The following is a 2,679-nucleotide window of genomic DNA, read 5'->3' as shown; positions in this document are numbered from 1 at the left end:
GTCGAGATTATCGTAGTGCCCCGGACTTTCTCGCACCCTAAAGTGCATCGCTTCTCCGATTACGATTACGACAACGACAACGACAACGACAACGACAACGATTGCGTTTAACTTGTTCTTGGCTCGTTACTAAGGCACCGGCACCCGTGCCAGCAGCGCATTGATGAAGTCGTCCGGGTGCCGGCCCTCGGCCTCCGACTCATAGGAGAGCAGCACCCGATGGCGCAGTACGTCCGGGGCCACGGACTGGATATCCTCGGGCGAGACATAGTCGCGCCCCGCGAGCCAGGCGCGCGCCCGGGAACAACGGTCCAGGGCCAGGGTGGCGCGCGGGCTGGCGCCGAAGCGCAGCCAGTCCCGCAACTCCGGCGCATAGTCCTGGGGCCGACGGGTCGCCATCACCAGGTGTACCAGATAGTCCTCTACCCCCGGGGCCATATAGAGCCCGAAGATGGCGCGGCGGGCGGCAAAGATGCTCGTCTGACTCAGGCGCACGGCGGGTGGGGCCGGGCCGTCCTGCAGGGCCTCGTCCCGGTTCAGGTGCAGGATGGCCCGTTCGGTCACGGCGTCCGGGTAGTCCACCCGCACATGCATCAGAAAGCGGTCGAGCTGGGCCTCCGGCAGCGGGTAGGTCCCCTCCTGTTCGATCGGGTTCTGGGTCGCCATCACCAGAAACAGGCGCGGCAGGGGGTAGGTTTCGCGGCCCACCGTCACCTGCCGCTCCCCCATGGCCTCGAGCAACGCGGACTGGACCTTGGCCGGGGCCCGGTTCACCTCGTCCGCCAGCAGCAGGTTGTGGAAGATGGGGCCGCGGTCGAAGCGGAAGCTGCCGTCGTTGGGACGATAGATCTCGGTCCCGGTCAGGTCCGCCGGCAGCAGGTCCGGGGTAAACTGGACGCGGTGGAAGTCGCCCTCCAGGCCCCATGCCAACTGCTTGATGGCAGTGGTCTTGGCCAGGCCCGGGGCGCCTTCGACCAGCAGGTGTCCGTCCGCCAGCAGGGCGATCAGCAGGCGCTCGATCAGATTGGCCTGACCCAGGATGGCCCGGCCCACATGGTCGCGCAGGGCGGCGAACTCGGCGGCGAGCGCCGCCCCGCCGGGGAGTTCGGGCGCGCCGCTGAGGTCGCTGACGGAAGGGTCGGAGAGGGTCTGATCCAAGGCGTTGATCCCCTGTTGGACGGGCAGGACGATGAGGCGAACATGGGGGTAGATTGTCGGGGATTCACGGGGCTTTGGATAGGCCGATCGGGTTACCGGTTCTTTACGGTTCGGTAAGGGAGCGGCCCGCGGGCCGGTAACCCCGGAAAGGGCAGTCAGCCGTCAGCAGTCAGCCGTCAGCCGTCAGCCGTCAGCTATAAGTGCATCAGCATCTTACGAGCCGTCTTGGAGCCGCAGGCGCCCACCCGACAGGCGATGCCCCGGGTGGTCAAGAACTCATGAAACTCAGAGCTGAATGCTGAAAGCTGATCGCTGGTCGCTGATCGCTGACTGCTCTTTTTGGGATAACAGGCGCCGGGCCGGCGCGCGGCGCTCCCGGGGTACAATCCGGCGATGATCCAGATTACAGCCCAGATCCACATCGACCCCGACGAGCTGACGGAGCAGTTTTGCCGCTCCCCCGGGCCCGGCGGGCAAAACGTCAACAAGGTCGAGACGGCAGTGCAACTGCGGTTCGACGTCGCGCGCTCCCCGTCCCTGCCGGAGGACGTGCGCCAACGCCTGCTGCGACTCGGCGGTCGACGGGTGGACAATGCGGGCGTCCTGACCATCGAGGCGCACCGCTTCCGCACCCGCGAGCGCAACCGCGAGGACGCCCGCGAGCGTCTGGTCGCGCTGATCGCGCGCGCCGCCCACCGGCCCAAGCCGCGGGTCGCGACCAAACCCACCCGCGCCTCCAAGGAGCGGCGGCTGGAGACCAAGAAGGCGACCGCGGCGACCAAGCGGCTGCGGGGGCGGCAGTCGGGGGATGATTAGGGTGCGCACGCTCATGGGTCAATCGTCCAGATAAACCGCCCCGGTGTCGAACGCCTCCTCGGGCGTGCCTTCAAAGGTGCCATTGTCGAAGACGCTCGCTTCGTATTTGTCATGGCTGTAGGTATAAAAGGCCATGGACCAGCGGTCTTCTTTGCCGAAATAGCGTAGACGGACCAAATGGATGGGAAAATTTCGCTGCCGCTCGATGTATTCTTCACGGGATACCCCGAGCGGGGACGGATCGAAGTCCGGCGCGACGAAGGGTTCCTTGTAGGCATCGATGTAGCACAACTGACCGCGGAAGCGCACATCGATGCGAGTGTACTTTCCGGCGTAGTGCTTCTGCGCGTGCGCCAGAATACGATCACGCGTCCGCTCACGGACGGCCTCCGGAATCTTGACCCCGCCGGAATGCGGATCATAAACCCAAACTTTCTTGCTCATTGTTGGCCTTCAACCTTATCTGCGGACGGTGACTGGTGTGAAGGATCATCCCTCTATGAGGTGGGATCGGGTCTTCACCCCGTTCCCCCACATTCAATCCATTGCCGACGGGCGGGTGCGATTAGAACTGATGTGTTAACGCACATGTCGTAGGGTACGCATCGCGTGCCCGCCAAGCTGCCACGACCGCCGGAGCCGGGTACGCGATGCGTACCCTACAGCGACAGCGACCGGACGTTCGCACGGACCGGGCGTCGGGGT

At 65.0% G+C, this 2,679-nt stretch carries 3 protein-coding genes; 1 reads left to right on the top strand and 2 read right to left on the bottom strand.

Annotation, left to right across the window (positions count from 1 at the left end):
* Positions 1 to 129: 129 nt before the first annotated feature.
* Positions 130 to 1,065 (bottom strand): MoxR family ATPase, encoded by a 936-nt coding sequence (locus QZY48_RS26755; protein ID WP_366929790.1) that lies wholly within the window; start codon positions 1,063 to 1,065, stop codon positions 130 to 132.
* A 486-nt stretch (positions 1,066 to 1,551) separates the two neighbouring features.
* Here QZY48_RS26755 and arfB point away from each other — a divergent pair, with 486 nt between their 5' ends.
* Positions 1,552 to 1,974: an alternative ribosome rescue aminoacyl-tRNA hydrolase ArfB gene (gene arfB / locus QZY48_RS26750; protein WP_295436595.1), complete on the top strand. Its 423-nt coding sequence runs from the start codon at positions 1,552 to 1,554 to the stop codon at positions 1,972 to 1,974.
* Between the two features lie 18 nt (positions 1,975 to 1,992).
* Here arfB and QZY48_RS26745 read toward each other — a convergent pair whose 3' ends face one another.
* Positions 1,993 to 2,418, bottom strand: coding sequence for a hypothetical protein (locus QZY48_RS26745; RefSeq protein ID WP_295436594.1), 426 nt, complete (start codon positions 2,416 to 2,418; stop codon positions 1,993 to 1,995).
* Positions 2,419 to 2,679: the final 261 nt, after the last annotated feature.

Origin of the sequence: uncultured Thiodictyon sp., from assembly GCF_903828115.1 — a bacterium.
GTDB lineage: Bacteria > Pseudomonadota > Gammaproteobacteria > Chromatiales > Chromatiaceae > Thiodictyon.
Note: the sequence above shows the minus strand (reverse complement) of the source record. Positions and strands in the feature narration are given on the sequence as shown.